General features: G+C 61.2%; 26 protein-coding genes. 15 read left to right on the top strand and 11 right to left on the bottom strand.

The window, feature by feature from the left end; genetic code table 11:
- Window position 1: 1 nt before the first annotated feature.
- The 3 genes from SALMUC_RS20235 to SALMUC_RS28405 all read left to right on the top strand — a co-directional run bounded on the left by SALMUC_RS20235 (window position 2) and on the right by SALMUC_RS28405 (window position 2,468).
- Window positions 2-1,324 carry a capsular biosynthesis protein gene (locus tag SALMUC_RS20235; protein ID WP_020040072.1) on the top strand — a complete coding sequence of 441 codons (1,323 nt, stop codon included), beginning with the start codon at window positions 2-4 and terminating at the stop codon, window positions 1,322-1,324.
- 55 nt (window positions 1,325-1,379) lie between these two features.
- Window positions 1,380-1,856 carry a helix-turn-helix domain-containing protein gene (locus tag SALMUC_RS20230; protein WP_020040073.1) on the top strand — a complete coding sequence of 159 codons (477 nt, stop codon included), beginning with the start codon at window positions 1,380-1,382 and terminating at the stop codon, window positions 1,854-1,856.
- A 78-nt stretch (window positions 1,857-1,934) separates the two neighbouring features.
- Window positions 1,935-2,468, top strand: a complete 534-nt coding sequence (locus SALMUC_RS28405; RefSeq protein WP_021120713.1) for an OmpA family protein — start codon at window positions 1,935-1,937, stop codon at window positions 2,466-2,468.
- A 2-nt stretch (window positions 2,469-2,470) separates the two neighbouring features.
- On the opposite strand, the gene SALMUC_RS20220 is transcribed toward SALMUC_RS28405, so the two are convergent.
- From SALMUC_RS20220 to SALMUC_RS20205, 4 genes are read right to left on the bottom strand one after another with little or no spacing between them, the layout of a single operon-like run.
- On the bottom strand, window positions 2,471-2,944 hold the full coding sequence (locus SALMUC_RS20220; RefSeq protein ID WP_020040075.1) for a chemotaxis protein CheW: 474 nt from the start codon (window positions 2,942-2,944) through the stop codon (window positions 2,471-2,473).
- Window positions 2,941-5,532 carry a hybrid sensor histidine kinase/response regulator gene (locus SALMUC_RS20215; protein WP_020040076.1) on the bottom strand — a complete coding sequence of 864 codons (2,592 nt, stop codon included), beginning with the start codon at window positions 5,530-5,532 and terminating at the stop codon, window positions 2,941-2,943. Before SALMUC_RS20215 ends, SALMUC_RS20220 begins: the two co-directional genes overlap by 4 nt.
- Window positions 5,529-6,368, bottom strand: a complete 840-nt coding sequence (locus SALMUC_RS30045) for a hypothetical protein (RefSeq protein WP_156883580.1) — start codon at window positions 6,366-6,368, stop codon at window positions 5,529-5,531. The genes SALMUC_RS20215 and SALMUC_RS30045 overlap by 4 nt, the downstream gene beginning before the upstream one ends.
- A 54-nt stretch (window positions 6,369-6,422) precedes the next feature.
- On the bottom strand, window positions 6,423-6,950 hold the full coding sequence (locus SALMUC_RS20205; RefSeq protein ID WP_020040078.1) for a YbjN domain-containing protein: 528 nt from the start codon (window positions 6,948-6,950) through the stop codon (window positions 6,423-6,425).
- Window positions 6,951-7,070: 120 nt separating this feature from the next.
- Here SALMUC_RS20205 and SALMUC_RS20200 point away from each other — a divergent pair, with 120 nt between their 5' ends.
- The 5 genes from SALMUC_RS20200 to SALMUC_RS20180 all read left to right on the top strand — a co-directional run bounded on the left by SALMUC_RS20200 (window position 7,071) and on the right by SALMUC_RS20180 (window position 11,025).
- The gene (locus SALMUC_RS20200; protein ID WP_020040079.1) at window positions 7,071-7,769 is read left to right on the top strand and encodes a hypothetical protein; all 699 of its coding nucleotides are present in this window, start codon (window positions 7,071-7,073) and stop codon (window positions 7,767-7,769) included.
- Window positions 7,770-7,792: 23 nt separating this feature from the next.
- A complete protein-coding gene (locus SALMUC_RS20195; RefSeq protein WP_020040080.1) occupies window positions 7,793-8,140 on the top strand; it encodes a hypothetical protein in 348 nt (115 codons plus the stop codon).
- A 33-nt stretch (window positions 8,141-8,173) separates the two neighbouring features.
- On the top strand, window positions 8,174-9,529 hold the full coding sequence (locus tag SALMUC_RS20190) for an ATP-grasp domain-containing protein (RefSeq protein WP_020040081.1): 1,356 nt from the start codon (window positions 8,174-8,176) through the stop codon (window positions 9,527-9,529).
- A gap of 66 nt (window positions 9,530-9,595) precedes the next feature.
- Window positions 9,596-9,931 (top strand): hypothetical protein, encoded by a 336-nt coding sequence (locus SALMUC_RS20185; protein ID WP_020040082.1) that lies wholly within the window; start codon window positions 9,596-9,598, stop codon window positions 9,929-9,931.
- A gap of 305 nt (window positions 9,932-10,236) precedes the next feature.
- On the top strand, window positions 10,237-11,025 hold the full coding sequence (locus tag SALMUC_RS20180) for a hypothetical protein (RefSeq protein ID WP_020040083.1): 789 nt from the start codon (window positions 10,237-10,239) through the stop codon (window positions 11,023-11,025).
- On the opposite strand, the gene SALMUC_RS20175 is transcribed toward SALMUC_RS20180, so the two are convergent.
- Together SALMUC_RS20175 and SALMUC_RS31255 are read right to left on the bottom strand one after the other, a co-directional pair.
- A complete protein-coding gene (locus tag SALMUC_RS20175) occupies window positions 10,992-11,537 on the bottom strand; it encodes a hypothetical protein (protein WP_020040084.1) in 546 nt (181 codons plus the stop codon). The two genes, SALMUC_RS20180 and SALMUC_RS20175, sit on opposite strands and share 34 nt — an antisense overlap.
- Window positions 11,534-11,638 carry a hypothetical protein gene (locus SALMUC_RS31255; RefSeq protein WP_198014645.1) on the bottom strand — a complete coding sequence of 35 codons (105 nt, stop codon included), beginning with the start codon at window positions 11,636-11,638 and terminating at the stop codon, window positions 11,534-11,536. Before SALMUC_RS31255 ends, SALMUC_RS20175 begins: the two co-directional genes overlap by 4 nt.
- Between SALMUC_RS31255 and SALMUC_RS31250 the strand changes: the two genes are divergently transcribed.
- On the top strand, window positions 11,603-11,812 hold the full coding sequence (locus SALMUC_RS31250) for a hypothetical protein (protein ID WP_198014636.1): 210 nt from the start codon (window positions 11,603-11,605) through the stop codon (window positions 11,810-11,812). The two genes, SALMUC_RS31255 and SALMUC_RS31250, sit on opposite strands and share 36 nt — an antisense overlap.
- 52 nt (window positions 11,813-11,864) lie before the next feature.
- Here the strand turns inward: SALMUC_RS31250 and SALMUC_RS20170 are convergent, their stop codons facing one another.
- Window positions 11,865-12,986 (bottom strand): NUDIX domain-containing protein, encoded by a 1,122-nt coding sequence (locus SALMUC_RS20170; RefSeq protein WP_020040085.1) that lies wholly within the window; start codon window positions 12,984-12,986, stop codon window positions 11,865-11,867.
- Window positions 12,987-13,131: 145 nt separating this feature from the next.
- Between SALMUC_RS20170 and SALMUC_RS20165 the strand changes: the two genes are divergently transcribed.
- Both SALMUC_RS20165 and SALMUC_RS30040 read left to right on the top strand, forming a co-directional pair.
- A complete protein-coding gene (locus SALMUC_RS20165) occupies window positions 13,132-13,560 on the top strand; it encodes a hypothetical protein (RefSeq protein ID WP_020040086.1) in 429 nt (142 codons plus the stop codon).
- 123 nt (window positions 13,561-13,683) lie between these two features.
- Window positions 13,684-14,199 carry a hypothetical protein gene (locus tag SALMUC_RS30040; RefSeq protein ID WP_156883579.1) on the top strand — a complete coding sequence of 172 codons (516 nt, stop codon included), beginning with the start codon at window positions 13,684-13,686 and terminating at the stop codon, window positions 14,197-14,199.
- A 160-nt stretch (window positions 14,200-14,359) separates the two neighbouring features.
- Here SALMUC_RS30040 and SALMUC_RS20150 read toward each other — a convergent pair whose 3' ends face one another.
- From SALMUC_RS20150 to SALMUC_RS20135, 4 genes are read right to left on the bottom strand one after another with little or no spacing between them, the layout of a single operon-like run.
- On the bottom strand, window positions 14,360-15,076 hold the full coding sequence (locus SALMUC_RS20150) for a FadR/GntR family transcriptional regulator (protein WP_020040089.1): 717 nt from the start codon (window positions 15,074-15,076) through the stop codon (window positions 14,360-14,362).
- Window positions 15,077-15,100: 24 nt separating this feature from the next.
- Complete coding sequence (gene larB, locus SALMUC_RS20145) at window positions 15,101-15,784, bottom strand: nickel pincer cofactor biosynthesis protein LarB (protein WP_037372468.1); 684 nt, start codon at window positions 15,782-15,784, stop codon at window positions 15,101-15,103.
- Window positions 15,777-16,580, bottom strand: a complete 804-nt coding sequence (gene larE / locus SALMUC_RS20140) for an ATP-dependent sacrificial sulfur transferase LarE (protein WP_020040091.1) — start codon at window positions 16,578-16,580, stop codon at window positions 15,777-15,779. The genes larB and larE overlap by 8 nt, the downstream gene beginning before the upstream one ends.
- An 11-nt stretch (window positions 16,581-16,591) precedes the next feature.
- Window positions 16,592-17,332 carry a FadR/GntR family transcriptional regulator gene (locus SALMUC_RS20135; protein ID WP_020040092.1) on the bottom strand — a complete coding sequence of 247 codons (741 nt, stop codon included), beginning with the start codon at window positions 17,330-17,332 and terminating at the stop codon, window positions 16,592-16,594.
- Window positions 17,333-17,605: 273 nt separating this feature from the next.
- On the opposite strand from SALMUC_RS20135, the gene SALMUC_RS20130 reads away from it, so the two are divergent.
- The 4 genes from SALMUC_RS20130 (at window position 17,606) to SALMUC_RS20115 (ending at window position 23,709) form a co-directional block, all read left to right on the top strand.
- Complete coding sequence (locus SALMUC_RS20130; RefSeq protein WP_020040093.1) at window positions 17,606-18,568, top strand: TAXI family TRAP transporter solute-binding subunit; 963 nt, start codon at window positions 17,606-17,608, stop codon at window positions 18,566-18,568.
- Between the two features lie 104 nt (window positions 18,569-18,672).
- Window positions 18,673-20,541: a TRAP transporter permease gene (locus SALMUC_RS20125; RefSeq protein WP_020040094.1), complete on the top strand. Its 1,869-nt coding sequence runs from the start codon at window positions 18,673-18,675 to the stop codon at window positions 20,539-20,541.
- A 25-nt stretch (window positions 20,542-20,566) separates the two neighbouring features.
- On the top strand, window positions 20,567-22,279 hold the full coding sequence (locus tag SALMUC_RS20120) for a thiamine pyrophosphate-binding protein (RefSeq protein WP_020040095.1): 1,713 nt from the start codon (window positions 20,567-20,569) through the stop codon (window positions 22,277-22,279).
- Window positions 22,276-23,709: an FAD-binding oxidoreductase gene (locus tag SALMUC_RS20115; RefSeq protein WP_020040096.1), complete on the top strand. Its 1,434-nt coding sequence runs from the start codon at window positions 22,276-22,278 to the stop codon at window positions 23,707-23,709. The genes SALMUC_RS20120 and SALMUC_RS20115 overlap by 4 nt, the downstream gene beginning before the upstream one ends.
- Window positions 23,710-23,838 lie beyond the last annotated feature (129 nt).

Below are 23,838 nucleotides of genomic sequence, written 5' to 3'. Positions count from 1 at the left end.
AATGCGCAGCTTCCTTTTCCTCCAGGGGCCGATTGGTCCATTCTTCAAGCAACTCTCCGACGCTCTGAAGGCCCGCGGACATCACGTTCACAAGGTGAACTTCTGGGGTGGCGACGAAGCCTTCTTCCCGGACGGCGAGAGCTTCACGGATCCGGCCGCCAATTGGCCAACGCATCTGTTGTCCCTTTGCAGAAAACACATGGTGACCGATATCGTGCTGTTCGGAGACCGCAGATCCTACCATGAAGATGCTATCGAAAGCATCGCCGAGGCGAACCCTGACACGCGCGTCTGGGTCTTCGAGGAGGGCTATTTCCGGCCGAACTGGATTACCCTCGACCACTACGGGGTCAATGCCCGCAGCAGCCTTCCGTCGTCCCGGGAAGAGCTGATCGCCGCGGCCGAGGGTATCGAGACCCTTCCGACCCCGTCGCAGCATTCCGTGACCCCATGGGTGCGGGAATTCCTGCCAAGCCTGGGAAAGTACCATGCGGTCGCGAAAGCGCTCGCGGGAAAGTACCCGCACTTCCAGTATCACCGGATGAAACCGCCTCTCACCGAGCTGTCGGGATGGATGAAGACCCTGGCCGGCCGGGCAATCGGACACTCCGAGGAAGGCGACATCGACGATTTCAGGGCCCTGGAGACGACCGACCACTTCCTCGCGCCTCTGCAACTCGAGGGTGATTTCCAGATCCGGAAGTACAGCCCCTTCAAGGGAAACGCGGAGTTCATCAATTTCCTGATCGCATCCTTCGCCAAGCATGCCGATGGATCCCGGGCCCTGGTCATCAAGAGTCATCCGTACGATTGCCGCTGGGCTCACTGGCGCAGCCATACCTACCGGATCGCGAAGCAGTTCGGCGTCGCCGACCGCGTCGTCTTCGTGCACAAGTGCCCTGTCAGCGAGATCGTCGAGAACTGCCGCGGCTGCGTAACGATCAACAGCTCGTTCGGCCTCGACGCTCTGACGAGAGGCATTCCAGTCAAGGCACTTGGCCAGGCATTCTGGAACTTTGCGCCGATAACCAATGAAGGCACCCTTGATCGGTTCTGGTCCGCTCCCGAAAAGCCCGCCCCGGAGGCCGTGAACCTGATGAAGGAGGTCGTCATGCGCCGGACACAGTTCAATGGCGGGTTCTATTCGGAACAGGGCAGGGCACTCTGCATTCAGGATGTCGCGAACACCCTCTCAAGTCGTGAACAATCCACATCTGTTCTCAGCGAGGCGCCCACGATGCGCCTCCAGGAAAAGCGCGCCAGGCGCGTTCATGAATTGGGCTCGACACAGGCCAGAAAGAAAAAACTCGATCTATTCATATAATTTGTTGACAAAACTTCACGCCTCAGGCATAAAGTAGATAAAAGGAGATCGAGTAATGCTGAAGACCATCGCACAGAAGCCCAAGACGACCGGCAACGCATCCAAGACCGTTGCGCTTTCCCAGCGCCAGCGGGAGGTGGTCAATCACATCCGCACGTCGGGCGGGGCCCTGGAGGGCGAAGACGGGAAATCGGTCGGCGACCAACGCACGCTGAAAGCCCTCGAGAACAAAGGCGTGATCCGCCGCGATGGTCCGGCCAACTATTCCCTGGTCGAAGTCTTCGTCGAGCCGGAAGAGGACGAGAACAAGACGATCTTCATGACCGGTTCCGAGTTCGCGGAAGCGCTCCAGGAGCTCTACGGCTATGGCGGTCAATCGAAGTTCGCCCGTCTGATCGGCGCGAACAAGGCCACGGTCGGCAAGTGGGCCCAGGGCAAGCTGGACGTGCCTCAGTACGCCGTCGCCCTCCTGGCGACCCTGCAGCACCTCCGCGAGGTCAAGGCGCCGATGCCCAGCTTTACCGGCCTGTGAGACCCCAAGGTGCGGGAAACCCAAGCTTAAGGGATACCCCGCACCTTGCCTCTGAACCCAACCTTCAGAGGCCTCATCGTGACCTTTTCAAAGAAACTCCTGGTGGTCGGCATCCTTGCCACGGCAATGTCCGGCTGCATGCGCGAATACCCGAAACAGACCACCGAAATCGACAACATCTCCGCCGCCGAAATCACCCGCCTGGATGCCAGCATGCATGTGGACGAAGCGGACGGGACGTCACTGGTGCACTACAATCCGCTTCTTCGCGGCGAGCGGACCGTGATCGAATTCGAGAGTGCCGTGCACGAACTGAGCTACGACCACCGAAAGCAACTCGACGCCTTCCTCTCGGAAGCGGAGCAGTACACCGACTATGCCGTGGTGGTACGCGGCCACACCAACGAGGTGGGCAAGATCGAGGACAACACGCCTCTCGCCGAAAAGCGGACGAAGGCCGTCGCGACCTACCTGATCTCGCAACATGTCCAACCGGCACGCATCACGTCCGAGTCCTACTCGGAACGCGAGCCGGCGGTGTTCGGGGACACGGAGTATGGCCTCGAGCGCAATCGCCGGGTCGAGGTGCAGCTGACGAACGTCGTGCAGTGACCTCAACTCACCTGGATGATGCCGTCATCCAGGAACGAGAACATCTGGTCGAGATCGAGGATCGGAAGCAACCGGTCCTCGATCTTGTAGATACCCGACAGCATGCGCCGCCAGTGTGGGTCCATGGTCCGCGGCGTTTCTTCGCGTTCTATATCGGGCAGGTCGACGGTTTCGATCACCTTGTCGACGATGACGGCGTAGTCTTCGCCATGATATTCCACCACGATGGCCGTGAAATCGTCACCGGGGTCCCGAGGGGCCATTTTCAGGATCGCACGACTACTGATGGCCGTGACGATGCGGCCGCGCAGGTTGAGAACTCCGTAGACCTCCTTGCTGGCCAGCGGAACCTTCGTCACCCGAGCCTCGAAGAGAACATCCTTCACGTGGTTGATCGACACCGCGACGACGTTGTCGGCAACCTCGAACATCAGGTGGGGGCGGGTGTCGTGCATTCTGGCGCTGTCGGTGGTCATGCGTCTTCTCTGATTCTTTTCTCATCCGATCCGAGCAGGAACTCGAAAATGCTGGCCCTGTCCGTCTTGGACAGGTAGGCGTCGAACCCCGCCTCGAGACCGGCGGCACGGTCTTCGTCCAGGCCATGAGACGAGATCGCAACCGCCCGGATATTGCTTTGGGGACCCTCGTTGCGAATGCGGCGTATAAGGTCGAGACCGGTCATTCTCGGCATCTCGATGTCACTCACGAGAACATCGAACTCATTGCGCGACATCATGTCGAGCGCTTCTTCCGGTCCGCAAGCAACCTTCACCTCGTATCCCCTCGAGGCCAGCATCGAGAACAGGATGTTTCGGAAGAACTGGCTGTCGTCCACGATCAGCACGCGGACTTCTTCACGCACCCGGTACCGCTGCTCCCCATTGAACCAGTTGTGGACGGCCTCGTCGAGATAGTGGCTCACGTCGACGATCTCGGTCGCGGTCGAATTGATGACCGCGGTTCCGATGATCCCGTTGGTATCGGAAGAAATGTCGATCACCACGTCTGTTTCCACCACGTCCAGGATCTCGTCGACGAGCATCCCCATGGAGGAATCCTCGTCTTCGAAGATGATCACCTTCTGCTCGCACCGTTCCCAGTCAGGCGAATAGCCTACAGGGCACACCAGGGGCAGGACGGAGTCTCCGTTCTGAACCATCAAACGGCCATCAGACACCCGGTGGATGTTGGCGGTCTCGATCTGGCTGATGCGAGCCACGACTGACAGGTGAACGGCCCTGGGCATGTGCCCGCCGGCACGAAACAGCACGACCTGGAGAATGTCGTTCTCGACCTCGACCGGCTCGTCACCTTCCTCATCGGACACCTTGGCCGGAATGTCGAACGTGGAAAACAAACCGTTGGGATCGATGATCATGATCACACGTCCATCGCCAAGGATCGTGTTTCCGGAATAGACCTTCACGTCTTTCAAAGCCTTGCTGAGAGGCTTCACAACGATTTCCTCTGTGTCGAGCACCCGGTCCACCAGGATACCGAAGATCTCGGACCCGACCTGGCAGACGAGCACGGTTGTTGCCCCATTCCCTTCGATCCCGAAAGCCGACGCCATGTCGATCAGCGGATAGACCGATCCTCGCAATCTCAGGAACTTCTCCCCGTTGATGGTCTCCAGTGCATAGCTCGGGCTGGCATGCGAGTGATCCATGATTTCGACAATGTTGAGCTGCGGGATCGCGAAGACCTCGTCGCCGACCGACACCGAGAACGCGGAAATGATTGCGAGCGTCAGCGGGATCTTGATGGAAAAGACGGTCCCGACACCTTCCTCGCTGTCGACAGTGATGGTGCCGCCCAGTTTCTCGATGTTTGTCTTCACCACGTCCATGCCGACGCCGCGCCCCGAAACCGCCGATACGGCCTCTGACGTCGAAAACCCAGGCTCGAAAATCAGCGAGCGAAGCCGGTTATCCGACATTGCGGAGATCTGGTCTTTCGTGACGATCCCGCGTTCGAGTGCCTTCTTGCGGACCTGATCGACGTTGATGCCGCGACCGTCATCCTCGATCCGGATGATGATGAAACCTCCCTCGTGGCATGCCTCGAGGCGGATGGTGCCCCGCTTCGGTTTGCCGGCCTCCAGGCGCTCTTCGGTGTTTTCGAGTGCATGATCAGCGCAGTTGCGCACCATGTGCGTCAGCGGGTCCCGGATCAGTTCCAGCACCTGCCTGTCGATTTCGGTTTCCTCGCCGACCAGTTCGAGATTGATCTGCTTGTCGAGCTCCTTGGAAAGATCCCGCACAGTCCGATGGTAGGCCTTGAAGGCATTTCCCACCGGCTGCATCCGCGTCTGCATGACGCTGTCCTGGAGCTCGGAGGCGATCTGGGAAAGGTTCTGGACCGGCGTGTTGAGAGCCCGATCACTCACGGAGCGGGCAATCTGCTGGATGTGGTTGCGTACCAGAACCAGTTCTCCGACGAGATCCATCAGGTTATCGAGGCGCTCTACCCCGATACGAACGGACTTCGGTCCCTGCGGCTCAGGCGCACGGGCAAGGGCAGGGCTGGCACCCTCTCCCGCCGGCGAGGCGGCCTGGGTACTCTCGGAAACGGTGGCCGGCGCATCCTCCTCTTCGGCCGTCTCCGAAGATTGCTCTTCGACCGCATCGTCTTCGCAGGGAAGTTCGATTGCACTCTGGTCACCCTCCCGGGGCGCCTCCTTCGCGGCCTCGGCAACATCCCGGATAAGATCGAGCAGGATCTTCTGATCCTCGTCCGGCTCCCGCCCGGTTTCAGGGTCGATCTCGTTGATCGTGTCCTTGATCGCGTCGAGTGCGGCCAGGATCACCGTGATGCCATCCGCATCCACGGGAGCACCGTCTCGGTAGCAATCGAGCAGACCTTCGGCCGCGTGGGCGATCCTGCCAAGCGTCTTGAGGTTCAGGAATCCCGCGGTTCCCTTGATCGTGTGCAGGACCCGGAAAATCTTGTCGAGCAGATCGGGATTGTTCGGATCGCTCTCCAGGTCGATCAGGTGCACGTCGAGTTCCGACAGGCTCTCGAGCGTCTCGTTGATGAAATCCTGGAGCAGCTCGTCGCTCACTTCACGTCTCCTCGCATCGGCGTCAGACGCGTCGCCGGGCCCAGCGCAACGCCATCGAGACGGGCGAGCGCGTCCGCGGAGACGAACGATTTCCCAGATCCCGCATCGGGCTCCATGCACACCATCCAGGCCCTCGGGCCGTTGCCGACGCCGTCCTCATTCTGCACTGTCGGGTCTTCCATTCGCTTCTGAATGTCCAACAGGGCATCATGTTCCGCTGGCTTCAGATCGGGGCTCCACAGGAAGGATCCGTCCGGGGTGTTCGCGTAAACGACGGCCTGGCAATAACCGGCGAAATCATTCGCACGATACTCGTTTCCGAGAAGCGGCCAGGACGCAACGCCGGGATCGGGAGTTTCCACGTCGGACCCCATGGACACTCTGAATCCGGACGCCATGTCGATCATCGCCGGATAACCAGCACCCGCGATGACCTCGGTCGGCTGCGGGCCCGGATCGAATACGTCTCCCTGCGTGGAGACGTCCGATGGGAAATCCTTCTCAACGTCCGGAACTGCGTTCACCTTCGAAACCAGGCCTGAGACCGCAACCAGGTCATCCCGGTCTCGAGGCTCGGCGACAACGAGCTCGGGCGATTTGCGGGATACCGTGATCTCTGCCGCCGTCTCCTGCGGGATATCCGGATGCGGCGACTTTGACGAAAGGGGCACATCGACCCCGGTATCCACCTCGATATCTGCCAAACTGGTGACCTGGACGGGCACCGGACCAAGTTCGGGAGCCGACGCAGGATCCTCACCGGACAGCACGACTGCAGACACGCCGACAAGAGCAGCATTTCCGACCGTCAGAAATAGAACCTTTGCGGGTTTCATATCTTCACCACCTTGAGATTGCGCGAAGCTACCACGGCCTCGGTTTTCCAAGGATTAAGATCGATCAGGCAGCCCGCATTCCTCGAACACGAACCTGATGAAATCAGAGATGATCTCGAACCATTCCTGCAGCTGGGCCACGAACTGGGTCGAAACGATGCCTTGCCCGAGGATGGTGTAGTCCAGGCAGAGGCGCCCTTCCTGGACACAGGCCGTCGAATTGAAGACCGACGCATTCCACTTGTTTGCGAGATCCAGAAGATCGATGGACGGCCGCGTTTCGTCCTGGATGTCGAAGTTGGCGCCCATCGTGACGAGGCGCCCGGGGTCATCGATCTTCTCTACGAATTCGTCGTCCGCATCGATGACGTTCACGTTGAACGTCACGCCTCCGGACGTCTCGACCCGCATGAATGGCGGAATGTCCGGCTCATCAGGCCAGCTCACCGAACAATCGAACGAGACGAGGAGATTTTCCATGACCGGGAGAGTGATGCTCTGCAGGATCTTGGGACCGGATTTATACCGGCCGATCTCGTACTCGTCCTGAACTGCCGCCTTGTCCTCGTTCTCGGTCATCATGATCCATCCGTTTTCTTCGGAAATGGGCCCGGGAATCTAAACGCGCGGTTTCGGCGGTCACTTTACGCAGGCTTAAGTCCGACTTGCAGATCCCTGACGGACGGCACCGGGAGAGAAGGCGTGGAGTACTCCTTTAAAAGTCTTGCACGCCTCCTGCAGGCGCATGGCGTGAAGGAGGTCATCATGCGCCACTTCGGACGTGAGGGCACGGCCGAAGTCCAGACGGTGAACTTCCTCACCAAGCAGGCACGGTTTCTCACGTATCGTGAAATCGAACGGATGCATCTTCCGGAAAACGAGATCTACGGGCTGGGCCTGGAACTGATGGCCCACGTGAAGAACGACTGGGCCCAGGACTGGGGTGGAAGCGGCGAGATCCGATGGATCCCGGGAGGAGATGCCCGCATCCGACACTACGACCGCCGGGAGGTCGATTTCGCCAAAGACATCACCTTACCGCGGGAGGAGATACGAACGATCCTGTCCGGAGATATTCCGGAAGGACGGGAAGTCACACTCCTGGACCACGTTGACGTGTCCTTCGCCATCGAGGATGGAGCGGTCGTTTTCGGCGATCACTCCGGGTCGGCTGAGGGTGAACTGCTGCCAGTGTCCCGTTCGCTGGCCGAACAGATCGACCAGGCCATACGCGCGATGCTCGAAGCGATCCAGACGAACGAGAGTATCGGGAGCCAGCTCGTCTCGGGGCGGGCATCCTGGAACCTGAGCGGGAACTGCTATTTCAACCTCGCGCTCACCAAGGAAAAATACGATATTCTATTCTTCACTGTTGCGCGCGGAGCCGATATATCCGTATAGAACAAACAGAATAGAGGTGAGCCATGGCTGACGGAATCGAGCGCGTGGAAAATATGGACGGAGAGATCTACCACCTCGGCCAGGACGTGGTGCACACCGATGGGTGGACCGGCAAGATCATCGAGATCGTCGCGCCACGCGAAAACAACATCAACCCCATCCTCCTCCGAGTGGAGCCCGACGACATGTCCCAGCTGCGCGGCCAGGATCGAGAACGGCCGCTGAACGAGGTTGCTGCGGCCCAGGCGGGCAGGCCGACAAGCTGCCGCCCGCGGGACATGGGTCTTTCGATGGGCAACTTCACACCACTCGCGCCCGAACTTGACGCCACTGTCGACGATGAGCCGGCCGCTCCCTCGGTGACCCCGTAACCCACTTCGAACTTCAGGCGAAGGACACCAACCGTGGACAAGCAGAAACTCCTCGATTTCGTCACCAGGGCAACGGTGAGCGGCAACATGCAATCCAGGATCGGCGAAGCGCGTCGCCTCGCCGGCATGACGCTCAAGGAAGCGATGAAGGGACCCAAGTCCCTCCGGACCGCCGTACAGGGAGTTGCGGAGGCGCAGCAGTTTGCCGAGGCCGAGCAGGCGACCTGGCAGCAGCCCGAAGACATCACCGCTCCGGGCCGGAGTCCAATCGATGCCTGCGACACCCGTCACTGGCTGGCGATGGCCGAAATGGCGGGTGTGCCAACCGTGCCCGCGAGAACGATCCTGAGCCTCTCGGAAGAGGAATTCGGGAAGGTCGCGGGCGAGGTCAAGATTCCGGAGGCCATCCGGAAGCCGATCAAACGCCACTTCGAAAAGGCCTTCAGGTCAGAAATCGTAGCCCGGGATACCGATGCGCATCCTGCCGGTCGCAGCACCGAAGAACTGCACCAGAGCCTATACGACGCAATGGACGACGTGCCGTCCGGGTACATGGTGCGCTCCCACATCAGCGGGAGCAGCCTCCTCAAGGCCGTGGCCGGCACGGGACTGATCGAAGGCGCATCGGAGTTCACGGATCTCGGCGGCGGCATGAAACTGGGCCCAGGGTACATCACGGCCGGAAACAGGCGATGCATCGACACCCGCGACGAACGCACCGTCGGTCTCTACGCGAAAGGCCACTCCAGCCCGGACCTGGACATCCATTTCCTGGCCCGTCCCTGGATCACCGCATCCCGGTTTCTCGAAGCCGAGGATCCCCATCGCCATGGAAGCATCTTTGCGGGGAAGGGACAGTGGCCCTGCGAATGGCGGGTTTTCGTCGAGCACGGGACCGTGGTCGGTGTGTCATCCTACTACGCGTGGATTTGCGACCCGGAACCTGAAAATGCATTCAGGGCCCTCGAGGCTGCGGACAGCGCCCAGCGCATCGTCGACAAGGCGAAGGAGCTGGAAATCGAAACCCGGATCCTGGATCTCGAATTCGTGCGCCGCGGCGGAAAACACCCGACTATTTCACGTAAGTGGGCAAGGGATGACCTGTCCTGCACGCTCGATTTCATCGAAACCGAAGAGGGCCCGATGCTTCTCGAGGGCGGCCCGGGCCACAACCCTGTCTCCGGCGCGCACCCGTGCGGCTTCATGGGTGCCGGCATCGACAAAGGATGGTGCGACACCCACGGCGTGGCCCTGCGCGCGATGCCGCACATCAACCTCGGGGAACCCAAAACCTGGAAAGACGGGAAACGTCGCGACTGCATCCTGACGTGGGACGACGCACGGGATCTGGCGAACGATTTCACTCCGAGCGCCACTCCGGCTCCATGACCGGGCTTCACAACCGTACAGGCACGTGACACTGTTCCTGTACATTTTCATGATCCTGGACGAGCGATGACGACCGAGACATCCGGAAATTTCGAGACCGCTGCCTTCTTCACATTCCTGCTCACCCAGGAAGGATATTCCGAGATCCGCGATCTCGAAGATGGCCGCTTCGCATGTCTTCTCGATCTTATGTTCACGACGGCTATCATCGTCGGCCGCATCGGCGACACGTCCGGGTACGACGACCGGTGGTGCTACAAGACCTACGAAATGGCGAAAGATGCTCTCACGGCATGGGACGGTGTCGGTGAACCGGATGGCTGGCACCGTCATCCTCTGACCGGTCGCCGGCGGGAATTCGACGATCTCGGCGAACTGACACGCGAGTACGTGACCACCTGATCCTGAAAAAGAAAACCCCGGTGCGCATGTAGCGACACCGGGGGAGGCAAAATCGTGCAAAGCAGTAGAGGAATTGCACGCATAAAGTGTAGCAGGCGACCCGCCGCACGGCAATGTTGCGCCCCCAGGACCGGGCACCCAATCGAAATTTCAATTCAGGGTGCTGATCCGTTGAGCACACTCATGGCACAGATCGAGACGTCATTCCGGCGGTCACAGCGCCCTGGTTTGCATTTCGCACCCTCAATCCATAGTTAAGAATAGAGCTCTATTCTTGCGCGACAAAATTGCGAGGACGCATAATCATGAAACGTTTTCTTCTGACTATGGCAGCCCTGGCTGCTTTCCCAGCCGCGGCCGCTGCACAATGCCCTGAACCCACCCTCACGGCAAACGACACCGTTCTGAGCCTCATGCCGAACAGCAGCGGGGCCACCGTGGCCGGCCCGGCTGGCAACCTTGATGCGGAAAGCCGGACCTGGGAAGGGTCGGTCTACTACAACTCCACCGACCAGCAGCTCATGTTCTGTGACGGCACCGAGTGGGTCGATGTCGTCAACGGGAAAGACGGCACCGGGACGTCCGGAGGCGTCAAGCCGGCGAAAGACGAGATCTTCGGCCCATTCGACGTTCCGCAGGATTCCACTCAGACCCTGGCCGCCGTCTCCAACGTCGAAGCATCGTACTACGAGGTCCACATCGTCACCACGACCCGAGTTGATGACCCGATGAGTCCCACGACCAAATCCGGCGAATGCGTAATCGATGTTTCTGTCGGTGGCAGCTGGATGGAAGTTGCCCGCTCCTCGATGTACGTCGATTCCACAGAGTCGACTTCGACGAATACGGTCCGCACGCGATCCCCTGACACCGTTGTCGTAAAGGCGTGGCGACAACCGGACGGAACCTACAAGGTCTTCTCCGGCACCAATCTGGCCGGGACAGTTATCCGGACAGATTACTCATGGGGATCTTCGACAATCGGGACGGTCGACCAGGCATCCGGCGCATTCCCCGGAACTCTCCGAACGCGGACCGTGGATCAAGCAGATGATTGCATTTACAAGACGTCCGTCCTGCGCCGCAACGAGTGATGCAGGCCGCCACCCATGCCGAACACGACGTTCCCGATGGCCAGCCCACGATCCATCATGGCGTCCATGATTTTCAGGATCGACGCCTGGTCGACGCCGTCACCCTGGATGACGCGCACCTTCGGATTCAGGATCTTGTAGCCGGTTTCCGTGTAATCGAACCCGAACTTCACCATCAGGGCCTCGATGACCTCCGGTACGATCTCCACCGGGTCGCCGCTGTCGGGCCGTACCACGAGGACGCCGTCCCGCTCCAGGATCTCCTTCCGCAGCTCCTTGCCCAGGATCACGTTGAGGAAGTGCCAGAGGTCATAGGAATCCGCCACAGCCGAGATCGCGCCGGTCGGGTAGGCTGCCAGGTAGGCGCGCATGAACTCGAGCTCGCCATCACGGCCGCCGGCGGTTGCCGTGGAGTGCTCGCTCGCCGGGATCGAGAAGGCCGCCATGTCGGCCCCGTAGTAGTTGCGCGCGGCGACGAGGGCAGGGACGTTGTCGGTGCCGACGCTATTCACCAGGTGCGCGACACCGCCGATCCGGCCAGCTTCGCCAGTTCCATCTGCAGGCCGAAGAACAGCACGTGATCGATCTCGCCATCGGCTTTCCGAGGCTCGATGTAGGAGAAGCAGTACTCGGTTCCGGCCGGGTATTGGCGCGGGTGCGCCTATTTGTAGGAGTCGGTGTCGAGCAGAAGATTGTCTGCGGGTATGGCGTTGTCGAACAACGCCTGCGGTTGGGTCATTTCCATTTTTCCAGGTCCTCTTCGGTTGGATTTTTAGGGGTGTCCTGACCTCCAGGCCCACCCGGGGCATCCGCGCCACCACGGCGCGGAATTCTTGAATTCAGTGGATCGCGCTCATCAGAATCGACGAGTAGGCGAATGGCACGTTCGGAACCATCGACTGGATGATGTCGAAGTGGTCCTCGAAGAACATGTCCGGCGTCAGCTCGTTGATCGGCTTCCAGAACGCCTCCTTGGCGTCGTCGCCACCCTTGACCTTCTCGGGCTTTGCCCGGCCCTCGAGATCGAAGTGAAAGACCTCGGTCCGCACCCAGGCCCGCGCAGAACGCTTCGGGTGATCGAAGATCCGGCGATCCTTCAGGCGGCCCTTGATCGCCCCGGCCGGCATATTCAGCTTCGTTTCCTGACGCAGTTCGCGGATTGCGGCCTCGAGGGACGTCTCGTCGCGTTCGATATGCCCGCCGGGGAGGGCGTACAGGTCCTTTCCTGGCGCGTTCTTCCGGGTTACCAGCAGGATGTTCCCGTTCTGCGTCACCACGTTGTCGGCGGTATTCACGGGGATCGCGAACCCGAAGATTTCCTCGGCTTCGGCCACCTTCGCCTTGTAGGCGTCCTCGTAGTCGGCTTCCGACTTGAGGTAAGCCATCGTTTCCGGGTTGGCGTCGACCCAGCTCAGAAGTCGCTCGACGTTCGCCTCGCCGTGGGTCCCCGCCAGCATGCGAGCCCCGGCCGCCCCGTTGCACATGACGGCCTTGCGCAGATCCGTGGCGTTCAGCACGTCTCCGCCGTCGCAGATCGCGTCGATGTAGGCTTCCTGCCATCCCCAACTACGGAACCAGTTCAGGTAGTCACTCGACGCATCCTTCTCGTAGCCCACGATCACGACGTCCGCGTCCCGGTCGAGGCCGGTGTTCTGTTTGTGAAGATTGACCGCCGTACGGACGTTGTTGCACCAGGCGTCGTTGTCGTAAAGCGTATCGACAAGCGGGAGGCACCCGATGTCGGCATCGATGCCCATGTCCTCGGCAGCGGCCTCGATGAAGCCACGACGCTCGCGAAACGTGAACCAGTTCTTCGGCGTCCGTGGACGGAACGAGGATCCGACAAGCACCAAGATGTTCGGGGAGATTTCTGCTGCCTTGCGAAGCAGCTCACCGTGTCCACGGTGGAAGGACTGAAAGCGTCCGATGATGACGGCAACCTTGCCGTTTTCCTTACCCATTGCGACCTCCGCATAGTATTTTGTCAACCGGACCTCCCGGCGACACCCGTTACATAGGAAAAACAGGGCAAGCTGTCAAATGCGAAATTCAAGAATTAACAGACAGGATGTTGACAAAGACAGCTTTATCCTTCACGCCTTGGGCATGAAAGAATTCACCGCTCGATACAGCCACGTCCTGGACTTCGAAGGATCCGTCAATGCCTTCCTTGCGAAAAGCGAGTCCGAAACCTACGACGTCATCGCCATGCTTGTCCCGAACTCCCGGCACAAGCCGTACACCTTCAGTGGCGTCCTCATGGCGCCCGATCTGGCCGAGAGTTTCTGGCGGAACGAGATCTGCCTTCGCTCGGCGATGGAGCTGCGCGGCAAGGGCGCCACCTGGCTCACGAGCGACCGCTGGCCCGACCTGAGTTCGGACGGCGACGAGGCCCCGTTTCGCGAAACACCTCTGCTTCCGGTCGAGGACATTCCTGAATTCGGACTTTTCTCGTCGATGATGATGACGAAACGGCAGAGCAGGGCGCTCATGCGCAAGCTGGGCTTCATGCCCGAACGCAAGACGGAGAGCTGACATGCGCTACATCATCGGCGAGACCTATTTCTTCATCCGGTCGATTTCGACCAGCCCGAGGGTGACTTCAGCCCGTTTTTCCTGCCCTGGGAACACACCCTGAAGGATATCGTCATCCACGAGATGGTCTGCACCGAGCATCACAAGGTGGCTTGGGAGCACGACCCTCAACAGGAACTCAAGTACGATGGGTTCCTTTCCCAGGACACGGCGGAAGATGTCTGGGAGAACCAGTACCCGTGTGCATCCTTTGGTCAGCTGGACAACTCGATGGACCGGAAAGTCCGCCGGCATATTCCGGATAACGCGAGCGATGAGAGTGTCCAATGGATGCTGGATCACCTCCCGAAAGAAGAAACGATGTTCGGCATCACACAGGCGGAAAACTTTCTCGAGTCCATCCTGCGGGCCCTGAATCCGAATGACTTCGGATATATCGGCGATGATGCAGTCGAGCGGCTCACGGCACTGGAGAGCTTCAAGGACCAGGTGACGGAAAAACTCGAGAAAGCTGCCGGTCGCAGGGTCGGGATCGGACCGCTGGTCATGCGCAAAAACGGCACCAAGGCTGTCATGCATGACATTCAGAAGGTCACGCTCGTCCCGGTCGAAACCCCGGCGGCCGAAATGGCGACCTGATCCAAGACAAGGAACCGGCCGCATTCCCCCGGTTCCTTCCTCCGCGGCCAGACGCCACACCCCGCATAAGACATTGGAGACGACCCGTTACCGAAGTCCTGAACCTAGGTTGGTCAGAATGTCCTTGGTTTCTGCAAAGCACGGCTTTGCCCCCGCGCCATCATTCCTCGCGCGCGTGGTCGGTGATCCTCTGACGGGCCTGCAACAAGTGGTAGGCCATGCTCAGCCCAGCGGCCTCCGCGTCGCGAGAGAGGATCGCTTCGTAAATCTGCCGGTGTTCGAGCAGAACTCTGTCGACTCGCGCCTGGCTACCGCCACGGGTGATCGACTGCGCGACATCGATCGCGCGTTGCATGACCTCCTGCGCGGATTGCAGCATAGCCACATAGACCTCGTTGTGGCTGGCCTCAGCCACGGCGAGGTGGAACGCGAAATCCGGATCCCGCGACGGCTGACGCAGGGCCATCGACTGCTCCAACGCGTCGAGCGCGTCCGATATCTTGGTCAGGTCAGCCGAGTCGGCGCGTTGGGCAGCCATGCGGGCGGTCGCACTTTCGACTGTCATCCGCGCCTCCATAGCGCGCATCAGACCGGCCACGCTGTCTGCGCTGGCATACTCGATGAGCCCCTGCGGCGGACGCTTGCGGACGAACGAGCCGACGCCACGGCGGCTTTCGATCAGGTGGTCTTCCTGCAGCCTCCGCAGTGCCTCGCGGACCACCGGGCGCGAGACCGCGAATGCATCGCATATCTGATGCTCCGAGGGCAACTTATCTCCCTCTTGCAGCTGGCCTGACACGATCTGCTCAAGGATCTGACCGTAGAGCTGGTCGGTCAGCGTCTTCCGCTTGCGTATCCTAACCCTCGTTTCAGCCATCGTGTATCCTCTGCCGCGATGCGATCATCGGGCAGCCGTGGCTGCGTTGAGGAACCGCAGCGCAGCGCAAGCCGCGCCGTACCCGTTGTCGATGTTGACGACCAAGACCCCTGGGGCGCAGCTAGCGAGCGCCGAGTCGAGCGCAACCCGGCCTCCTTCGGCCACACCGTATCCGACGGAGGTCGGCACTGCGATTACGAGACTTGGCACCAAACCGGCAACCACGCTCGGCAAGGCAGCGTCCATTCCGGCGAAAACGAGTATGACCGACATCTCGCGCAGTTCGCTTTCCCTCTGCAGCAGGCGCCAGAGCCCGGCGACCCCGACATCGGCGATCGTCTCGGCGGCGACGCCGGAATAGGCCAGTACGCGCCGCGTCTCGGATAACGGCCGGTGGTCCGAGGTTCCGGCGCTGACCAACGCGACTTGGCGCGGCCCAGATTGGACGGGGCAGGGACCCAGAATGGCAGTGTACGAGTCACGACAATAGTCAAGCCGGGCGCTGATGTGTGCGGGCAGGGCTGCGACCTGTGCGGGGGCTAACCGAGTAAGAAGGAGGCGCCGATCCTCGGCGATCGCATCGGATAGAATTCCGGCGATCTGCTCGACGCTCTTGTGCTGCGCGAGAACGGCTTCTTCCAAGCCAATCCTCTTCGCACGGTTGCGGTCGAAAGAAACGTCGGCGCGGCTGTTCGTCGGATCAGGCATGAAGAAACGCGCTCCCACGGCTGTAGGCCTCGAAGGATAGGGACAATCCGGAGCCCCCATTCGCGTCTGCGTGGTGTCGCGCGAGGCTGGTCAGCGTGGCCAATTCACTCTTCGTGATTGCGGCGAACAGTTCCGGATCGATCTCAATGACGAGCCCGGTCCGCCGACGCCGGCAGCGCAGAGTCACCGGGCCGAGGCAGTCGCGCAGTGCGCCTTCAACCCGGTCGATGATTTTCAGATCGCGGGGCGTGACGCGCAGCCCGGTCTCGATCCGGCTTGCAAGGCAGGGCGCGGCAGGCAGCTCGGCCACGTCGCCGAGCCCCATAGACCGAGCCAGATTGCGGATATCGGCCTTTGCGAGGCCGGCTTCAACGAACGGGTGGCGAACGTCATGTTCGTCTGCGGCTGTGAGGCCGGGGCGATAGTCCCCGAGATCGTCAACGTTGGTTCCGGCGCAGATCGTGCCTTCGGACACCAACGGAGCGAGGCGGCGGTAAAGGTTCGACTTACAGAAATAGCAGCGGTTGACCGGATTGGCGGTGTAGTCCGGATCCTGCATCTCCTCGGCATCGATGAGGTGGAGCGGCAGATCGCGCTCGTCGGCGAAGCGCTTGACACGGTCCGTCGCGTGGGCGGGCACTGCCGGGGACACGGCGTGACACAGCGTCATAGAGGTCCCGCCACGCGCCAAATCAGCGACGGCCGACAAGGTCAGGCTGTCAACGCCGCCGCTGACGGCGATCACCAGATGACGCGGCTCGCTGAGGATGGTGACAAGAGTGTTCGAGATTGTCATGGCGCGCGTTCCTACTCCGTGGTCAACTGCTCGATCAGGCGGCGGTTGGATCGATGCAAGTGCTCGCGCATTCGCGCGGCTGCGCCCTCTGAATCATTGGCTTCGATAGCTGCGGCGATGGCTTCGTGTTCGGCGAGCGCCTCAGGGCGGTCATCCTCCCGCGCCGGGGCCGCCTGCAGCCCGAGTTCGATCGCAAGGCGCAGCGAGGCCGAGAGGTAACTGAAGAGGTCGATGAAGTAATCGTTCTCGGTCAAATCTATAATCGAGCGATGGAACTTTAGGTCCGCTTCGGCGCAGGCGTTGGCACAGACGGACTGTCCGGCGCGCGAGGTCCGGAATTCCGCGATCGCTGCCCACAAGTCTTCAAGGGCGTCAGGCGTACAGCGCTGGGCGGCTAGGGCAGCCGCAGCGACCTCGATCCCGAGACGCAGCTCCAGTATCTGCGATAGGCAGTCAATGTCTTCGACGTCGCTTTCTGAGATGGCGAAGCCGCGCCGCGGCCGGTTGCGAAGCACGAAGGCGGCGCGGCCCTGCCGCGCAATCAAGAGCCCCTCAGCCTTGAGGCGTGACACCGCCTCGCGAATTACCGTTCGGCTGACGTCCAGATCGCGCGCCAGTATGTTCTCAGAAGGCAGCTTGGCGCCGACCTTGAAGTCGCCACTCATGATTCTGAGGCGCAGCGCTTTGGTGGCCTGATCGCTAAGAGTCTCGCCGCGTGACAGCACGCAGCCGGGTATAGCAGCATCACTCACGGGCGGCTTGCCTCCTCCGACACCTGTATCACAACATTCCGAATTACGCATTCATAGAGCCTCGATCTTTGGAAAGCAATGATAAAGACGGCATGCAATATTACAAGCGGGAATAAATCAGCCTATCGATGTATTAAAAGTTGACAAGTTGGCCGGCGTTGCGACAGCCTGTCCGAAGAACGGTTTTCCGTTCAGTGCACGATCCGGCGCAAGGAGGATCCGCGGAGGCGGATGTCGGGTCAGATAGCAAGATACGTAGATTGGGAGGATCCAATGACCTATCGTTTCAACGTCGCAGCTCGCGCTGTGGCCGCATTCTTTGTCGTCGGCGCCAGCGCGATGTCCGCGCAGGCCGAGAGCTTCGTAATGGCGACCGGCTCTCAAGGAGGCTCGTGGTTCCCTGTTGGCGGGGCGATCAAGGCGGCGGTCGAGAAGGCGCGCCCGGATATCAGCATCACCGTCACGCCGGGCGCCGGCATTGCCAATGTCGTCGGCGTCGACACCGGCCGGTTCCCGATTGGTTTTGCAAACTCAATCTCCACTGTCGACGGCCAGAAAGGACGAGCGCCGTTCCGTGAGGCGACAGAGGGGGTTTGCAACCTCGGGGTACTCTATCCGCAGTACTTCCAGATCATCGCGCTCGACTCTGCCGAGATCAACTCGGTCGAGGACTTCGCCGGGAAGCGCCTGACGACGCAGCAGAATGGCCATACCGGTGAACTATTGACCAGGGCGGCGCTGGAGGCACTGGGGCTCAGCTACGATGATCTGGACGATGTCAGCCACGTCTCCTATTCCGACAGCGCCTCGATGATGAAGGACGGGCACGCTGACGTCTTCACCCTCGGCACTGCGATGCCGGCGGGTGCGGTAATGGACATCGCCTCGTCGCGTGACATCGACGTCGTCGGCGTGAGCGAGGAACTGTTCGAAACGTTCAAGGCCCAAAACGCCGCATTTCAGATGCGCGAGGTGCCGGCAGGAGCCTATCCTGGCGTTGACGAACCCAAACAGGCGATCACCTACGATACCCACATGGTCGCTGATTGCGAATTCGATGGCGAGATCGTCAAGGCGGTGCTGTCGGGGGTGCTCGACAACCTTGAATCGATGGGCTCGATCAACAAGGCGATGGCGGACCTTACCGCCGAAGACATGGCCGCCGACATCGGTGTGCCAATGCACCCCGCCGCGAAAGAATTCTACGAGGAGCGCGGCGTCAGCTTCGGCGGCTGATCCAACAATGATCGCCGCATCGCTGCGGCCGCCGCCCCGCTGCCAGGCGGGGCGGCTTTCCCGCAACTGATCGCAGTTCAGGCCGGCTTCGAGGGATATCCGCCATGCACCTATCTATTCTCACGGACCGCATGCCGCTTCTCGCGCGCATCGCCCGCATCACACTAATCGGAATGGCCCTTTGGCATCTCTACGTGGCCTTTTCCGGCACGCCAGGTCCTTATGTGATGCGCGGGCTGCATGTTGCGCTGGCACTGCTGCTCATCTTCCTTACGACCACAGCACGAGGGTTCACGACCGATCGTCCCGCCTGGTACGATCTGGGGCTTGCGGCGGCAGGTTTTTTTGCCGCGCTCTATCCGGCACTCAACCTCGACTATATCTTCAGCCGGTTCATCTACGTCGACCCCCTGACCCCGATCGATCTCATTGCGGCGATCGTATTGACGCTTCTGGTGCTCGAGGGCACTCGCCGCGTGCTCGGGCCAGTGCTACCGATTACTGCCCTGTGCTTTCTCGCCTACGGTTTCCTGTTCACCTCAACCCTTCCGAGCGTGATCATGGAGCAACTGATGATGACCACTGAGGGTATCTTCGGCATCCCGATCGCGGTCTCGGCGACCTACATGGTGCTGTTCATCATCTTTGGCTCTTTCGTGGAGCGCATGGGCGTCGGTCAACTATTCATGGATTTCGCCGTAGCTATCACCGGGCGGCAGGCCGGTGGCCCGGCCAAGGTTGCATGCGTGACATCCGGACTTTTTGGGTCGGTCTCGGGCTCGGCCGTCGCCAATGTGATGACCACCGGGACGTTCTCGATTCCGCTAATGAAACGCATGGGCTTCAAGCCTGCCTTCGCTGGCGCTGTCGAGGCCGTCGCCTCGACCGGTGGGCAGATCATGCCGCCGGTGATGGGCGCAGCGGCATTCGTAATGGCGGAGTACCTCGGCGTCGGCTATCTAACCGTCGCGGCATACGCACTTGCGCCTGCCGTCCTGTTCTACGTCGCGCTTTTCGCTGCCGTGCATTTCGAGGCCAAGCGCCGCGGCATCGGATCTGTCCCGCGCGAGGACCAGGTCCCACTTGGTAAGGTCCTGCGTGATCGAGGTCACCTGTTCCTGCCCCTGGCAGTGATCATCGGCGCACTGCTGATGGGGTATTCGGCGCCATTCTCGGCGCTGTGCGGCATCATGTCTGTGATTCCCTGCACCCTGTTGCGCTCAACCACCCGGCATTATGTCACCCTAGACAACATACTCATTGCGCTCGAGAACGGCGCACGCAACGTGCTGTCGATCGCCGCAGCCTGCGCCTGCGCCGGGATTGTGGTTGGTGTCATCGACATCACTGGTCTGGGCCTGACCTTCTCGAACATGGTGATCTCGGCCGCACAGGACACGTTGCTACTCGCGCTGCTGCTGTCGATGGTAGCGGGCATCATCCTCGGCATGGGGATGCCCACCACCCCGGCCTACATCGTGCAGGTCTCGCTTCTGGTGCCGGCTCTGGTCAAGCTCGGCGTGCAGGTAGAGGCGGCCCATCTGTTCGTGTTCTACTTCGCCATCCTGTCGGCGATCACACCACCAGTGGCGATGGCGGTCTACGCCGCGAATACACTCTCGCGGGCCAAGATCGTCGAAGCCAGCATCGCGGCGGTAAAGCTCGGCGCCACCGGTTTCATCGTTCCCTACATGTTCGTCTACGAACCGACCATCCTGATGCAGGGCGAGGCCCATCGCATCGTGCTGGTGCTCCTGCAAGCGACCGTGGGCGTGATCTTCCTTGCTGCCGCGCTGCAACGGTACTTCTTCGGCCGCCTCAATGCTTGGCAGGCGCCGGCACTATTGGCTGCCGCGCTGTTTCTCATCTACCCGGATTGGCGGATGACTCTGACCGGGTTCGTCATTGCCGCGGTGGTATTGGCGGGCCAGTACTTCAAGCCCTCAACGCTGGCGACTGAAACCGGCGAATGACTGTTCCAAAAGCGGACCTGTACCCATGCTCATGACATCTGAAACCCGGATCCGTACCGGCGGGCAGATCCTCGTAGACCAGCTGCTGAACCACGGCGCCGATACCGGCTTCTGCGTGCCAGGCGAAAGCTACCTCGAGGTGCTCGACGCGCTCTACGACGTGCGCGACCGTTTCCGCCTAATCAATGCCCGGCACGAGGCTGGCGCGGCCAACATGGCCGAGGCGCACGGAAAGCTAACCGGGAGGCCCGGTATTGCAATGGTCACGCGCGGACCGGGTGCCTGCCACGCCGCGATCGGGGTGCATATTGCCCAGCAGGATTCGACCCCCATGATCCTTCTGGTCGGGCAAATCGCACGGGGCACCACCGACCGGGAGGCGTTCCAGGAGATCGACTACCGCGCGATGTTCGGCCCCATCGCGAAATGGGTGACGCAGATCGAGGATCCAACAAGGATTCCCGAATACATGGCGCGGGCATTCCGCGTTGCGACGTCCGGTCGCCCTGGGCCCGTGGTGATCGCGCTACCGGAAGACATGCTTACCGAGCGGGCGCGCGTCGCTGATGCGCCTGCGTACGCCCCGACGCGCGCCGCGCTGTCGCCCCAGGGGCGGACAAATATCGGGGAGGCATTGAAACAGGCTGAGCGGCCGCTGATCTTGGTTGGCGGATCGGGCTGGGACGATGCGGCTTGCGCCGGGATCACTCGCTTTGCCGAACGCAACGGCATCCCGGTGACCTGCTCGTTCCGACGGCAAGATATCGTGTCCAATCGCTCTCCGGTCTATGCTGGAGATTTCGGGACCTCGACCGGACCGGCACTGATTGCGCGCCTCAGGGAGGCGGATCTGCTCCTAGTCATTGGTGCCCGCCTTGGCGAGATGACGACCAAGACCTACGAGGCGATCACGCCGCCGGATCCCGGTCTCAGGTTGGTGCATCTACACCCCGACCCGGATGAGATTGGACGGGTCTATTCACCCGAGATTGGCCTTGCCTGCGCACCGGCAGAAGCGGCCGCCGCATTGGCGGACCTGAATCTCGGTCGTACGGATGACTGGGCGGGTTGGACCGAGGGGCTGCGGGCCGAGTACCTGTCGGATACCACCCCACCGGAGACTGCGGCCTGGAAGCTAGATATGGATGTCGCGGTGGGAGAGTTGCGTACGCGGCTGCCCGAGGATGCGATCGTAACGCTCGATGCGGGCAACCATACAGGCTGGGCGCAGCGCTACTTGCGCTTCGGTCGTCCGGGGCGGGAGCTCGGCTCGACCTGCGGCGCGATGGGGTATTCGGTGCCCGTCGCGGTCGCCGCATCGCTCGGCCATCCGGGTCGCTGCGTAGTTGCCTTCGTCGGCGATGGCGGCTTCCAGATGAGCGGCGCCGAGCTTGCCACTGCCGCTCATTATGGCGCAACTCCGATCATAATCCTCGTCAACAATGGCACCTACGGCACTATACGCATGCATCAGGAACGCGAGCACCCTGAGCGGGTCAGCGGCACCGATCTATCTGCGACCGATTTCTGCCGCGTCGCAGAAGGCCTCGGGGCGCATGCCGAACAGGTAACGCGCACAGAAGATTTCGGCCCGGCCTTCGAGCGAGCGCGCGCTAGCGGCCGGGCCGCGTTGATTGAGCTGATCACTGAGCCCGAGCAGATCTCGACCCGAACGACCATCACCAAGCTGCGCGAGTCCGCGCGGCTTCGTCAATCCGTCGAAGGAGGCTGTTCATGACGCTCACCCTGCAGGACGCGCCCGTCGTGGCTCCGGAAAGCGTGCTCGACCAATTGCGGGCAGCAGTCGGCGCGCGCAACGTCGTCACGGGTGCATCCGAACTCGCGCCAAGGCTGGTAGAGGATCGCGGTTTGTTCCGCGGCACTGCGAGCGCCGAGATCCGCCCCGGCACCACCGAGGAGGTGGCCGCTTGTCTGCGCATTTGCACCTCGGCGGGAGTGCCTGTGGTGCCGCAAGGCGGAAATACTGGGCTCGTAGGTGGCGGGGTGCCATACGGCGGGGTGATCCTGACGACCGGCAGGCTCAATCAAGTCCGGGATATCGACCCGATAAACGCCACGATGACTGTCGAGGCGGGCTGCATTCTTGCCCAGGTTCAGGCGGAGGCCGACCGCATCGGCAAGCTGTTCCCGCTATCCCTCGCCTCCGAAGGATCGTGCCAGATCGGCGGAAATCTCGCCACCAATGCCGGCGGCACGGCGGTGCTGCGCTATGGGAACACTCGCGATCTGGTTCTCGGTCTCGAAGTTGCGCTGCCGGACGGGCAGATCCTTCGCGACCTCAATGGTTTGCGAAAGAACAACACCGGTTACGATCTAAAGAACCTTTTTATCGGCGCCGAGGGAACGCTCGGCGTAATCACCGCGGCAGTAATCAAGCTGTTCCCCAAAACGGTCTCCCGGGCCACCGCGCTTGTCGCCTGCGGCGGGCCGCACCACGCACTGGCACTCTACGACCGCCTTCGCACGCGGCACGGAGACATTCTGTCCACCTTCGAGTATCTTGAGAGGCTGGGGCTTGAGATGAGCCTTGCACACAGTCCCGGGACGTCTGATCCGATGGCTCAGGCCTATCCGGCCTATGCACTAGTCGAACTGGCCACATCGGACTCAGAGGCCGATATTGGGCCGCGGCTTGAGGCCGTACTCGCGGATGCGCTGGAAGCGGAGGAGATCCTCGACGCGGTCATCGGTGCCTCGGAGTCGCAACGGGATGCGCTCTGGGCAATGCGCGAGAACATGTCTGAGGCGCAAAAGAGCTACGGCGCGTCGATAAAACACGACGTCGCGGTGCCGGTTGCGCAGGTCGCCGACTTCCTCACCGAAGCCGTCGCGGCGGTACGGGCGCATGTCCCTAACCTGCGACCGTGTCCCTTCGGGCATTTTGGCGACGGCAACATCCATTTCAACCTTACTCGCCCAGTCGACATGTCAGATGCCGATTTTCTAGGGGAATACGATGCGTTGAACCGGATCGTGCACGACATCGTCGTGAAGATGGGGGGATCGTTCTCTGCGGAGCATGGAGTCGGGCTGGCCAAACGTGGCGAGCTGCGCCGCTATCGTGATCCGGTAGCGCTGCAGTTGATGCAGCAGATCAAGGACGCGCTAGACCCACATGGATTGATGAATCCCGGGAAAGTCCTGTGACGTTGAGAAACACGCATGCGGCCGGAACGGTCCGAACGCCACCAGCCAGGTCGCGCACGAAGAGAAGGCGATCTGCTTCACCACGGACAGTGGAGGATCGTATCCCGTGCCGGCGACCAAGCTGGCCTC

Origin of the sequence: Salipiger mucosus DSM 16094 (assembly GCF_000442255.1) — a bacterium.
Taxonomy (GTDB): Bacteria; Pseudomonadota; Alphaproteobacteria; order Rhodobacterales; family Rhodobacteraceae; genus Salipiger; species Salipiger mucosus.
Note: the sequence above shows the minus strand (reverse complement) of the source record. Positions and strands in the feature narration are given on the sequence as shown.